This is a genomic window from Nostoc sp. CHAB 5715 (genome assembly GCF_020829685.1).
Classification (GTDB): Bacteria; Cyanobacteriota; Cyanobacteriia; order Cyanobacteriales; family Nostocaceae; genus Nostoc.
On sequence record NZ_JAIVFR010001093.1, the window covers coordinates 1 to 2,315 of the forward strand.

3 protein-coding genes and 1 pseudogene are annotated in these 2,315 nt (G+C 38.1%); 2 read left to right on the forward strand and 2 right to left on the reverse strand.

Annotated elements, in window-relative coordinates:
- Both LC574_RS36285 and LC574_RS36290 read left to right on the forward strand, forming a co-directional pair.
- Window positions 1–446 (forward strand): annotated as a pseudogene (locus LC574_RS36285) (hypothetical protein); the annotation flags it as partial.
- 68 nt (window positions 447–514) lie between these two features.
- Window positions 515–955, forward strand: a complete 441-nt coding sequence (locus tag LC574_RS36290; RefSeq protein WP_229458465.1) for a hypothetical protein — start codon at window positions 515–517, stop codon at window positions 953–955.
- Window positions 956–1,192: 237 nt separating this feature from the next.
- Here the strand turns inward: LC574_RS36290 and LC574_RS36295 are convergent, their stop codons facing one another.
- Together LC574_RS36295 and LC574_RS36300 are read right to left on the reverse strand one after the other, a co-directional pair.
- The gene (locus LC574_RS36295; protein ID WP_229458467.1) at window positions 1,193–1,444 is read right to left on the reverse strand and encodes a type II toxin-antitoxin system RelE/ParE family toxin; all 252 of its coding nucleotides are present in this window, start codon (window positions 1,442–1,444) and stop codon (window positions 1,193–1,195) included.
- Window positions 1,441–1,710 carry a hypothetical protein gene (locus LC574_RS36300; protein WP_229458468.1) on the reverse strand — a complete coding sequence of 90 codons (270 nt, stop codon included), beginning with the start codon at window positions 1,708–1,710 and terminating at the stop codon, window positions 1,441–1,443. Before LC574_RS36300 ends, LC574_RS36295 begins: the two co-directional genes overlap by 4 nt.
- Window positions 1,711–2,315: the final 605 nt, after the last annotated feature.

Here is a 2,315-nt window from a genome sequence, read left to right on the forward strand (position 1 = left end):
TGACACCGATTGAGAGATATTGGTATGGTTATCTATTTCCCAGATGGTTTAATGCAAGTGACTCCAAGTTTTATATTTGGAAGCAAAAATTGATGGCAGGCGAATTTAATCAGGTAGATGATGATATCATTAAATCAATAGCCCAAGATATTGTTCAGCGAGAAGGTAGTTTTTGGCAGCGTTATATAGCCGACCTTTCTATGGCAACAGATTTAATTGTTAGTCGTAACAATCAACCACTGTGCATTCAAATTACCAGTGTTTGTGAAGAACTTAATCACCAAAAATACGAAGCTTGGCAAAATACACTGCGATCGTGGGAAATCGAAAGGGGGCTGTTCTTAAGTTACAATCCCAAGGATGCTAATTTTGTCAACCAGTTAGTCAACGTGGCCCTGTATAACAGTGATTACCTTTCTGGTGGCAAATATTTAAAATTTTCGTGAAATTTTCAGGAATTTGATATTTCAGATTTGTTTCTAGCCTATATACTTACGTGCTAATTACAGCTTTTATGGCTAACAAAAGAGAAACTCACTGCAACAATCAAGTAGATACATTTGCTGAAGCTTTAGCGACGGCGCGACAAATGCAGCAAAACTGGTTAACTTACGGGGTTGATTTTGTCAATATTTACGTTGAAGATGTGGAGGGAGACTGGCTAGAAACGTGGGGACATGACGAAATATTAGGTAATTTTCAATTAGATACTATTAAAGAATTTCTGGTAAGTAATGATAGTGTAGCGGTGAAAGTAAGAGAGCATTTAGGAGAGCGATCGCTGTTTGATTTTGCAGTAAACTTAGATGAATCTTGGAGAATTTCTGAAGTAGATGACAGGTTATCTGCTGTAAAAAATCTGCTAGCTGGTGAAGGAAATAGTGTTGATACAGATGATATCAGGTTATTGGATTTAGCAAATACTCTGCTGGTAAAGTTGGCAGAGATTTTATGAGATTTTTAGTTGCGTAGTGGTAAGCTAACGCGCCTACATATTGCACAAACTCCGTGTAGACCGTCATTAGTCATTAGTCATTAGTCATTTGTGTTTACTAAGGACAAAGGACAATTGACTTTGGACAACCTCATCAGTTGATGTGCAACTTAAATGCGTAACAGCTTAGAGTAAATTTTGAAGTTTTATTTTGGTTGCCATTGGATGGTTATAGGCGATCGCTTTTCTAAACAAGCTTTAATAATCTTTTAGATGTGCAATCTTTATCACTGTTAGTAGTAAGGGTTGATCTTGAATCTGGTAAATAATGCGGTATTCACCCAAACGAACCTTATATAGCCCTTCGGTGTCCTTCAATAGATAAGCGTCTTCTGGACGTGGATTTAATGCTAGTTCCTCTAACTTTTGTGCTAGTCGTTGTTGCACTACTGAGTCCAATTCTGTAATTTTTTGCACAGATGAAGGTGCTAATGCTACTTGGTAGCTCATATCCCTAGCTCCCTTTTAATGTCTTCAAAAGGTGTTGTCCCCAGCATTGAAATTTCCTCTAGTGCTGCATAAGCATCTCTGACATCAGCCTCATCTAACCTTGCTTCAATTAGCTTATGCATCTGCTCTGTTGAGGTAATTTCAATCCCTGGTTCTTCTGTAAGTTTGTCCGTTAATGCATGAAAAGCTTCTTGATCGTCTCGATGTTCCAACACATAAGCTCTTAACTCTTGCTTGGTCATCCCTTGAAAATTTACCTTAGTCATAAATATCTTACCCTCCCATTTGGCAATATTTCTACTTCAAAGCTTTGTCCAGCCAGAATGTAAATCCGTGTCGTCCGTTCATCTAATCTCACCAAGTAAATAGGTAAACATAATTAATTACACAATGTCATTGCGAATGCAGCGAAGCGAAATGAAGCAATCGCAGGGGGCTGGGATTGCTTCGCTACCCTTCGGGAATGCTTTCAGCGAACGCTCGCAATGACTGTAATTAATTTTGTGTAGTTACTTAAATAGGTAAGTACATCTGAGTTAAATCCTGACACACCTTAAATAATTCAATTGCTTGTTCATTAGTTGGTTTCATTTAGCATCATTTTTGGGAACTTAGTACAGCTTTGCATAAAATCAGGGCTATTTCATTCTCATCTAGCCCGCCTCAGAATTTATTCTGAGGCTAATAGCAAAAGTCGTCTAAAGACGACTAAGAAAGGCTTTTAGTCCACTTTAGTGGACTAAAAGCAGTTTTCATGTATTTGAACCACATCTGTTGTAGGGGTAAAGCGCATTGCTCATACGTGTCAACTTAACGTAAAAGCCATGTCCCGCAAGGAACTGAAGTTCCTTGCTAATAGTAAAAGTCATCT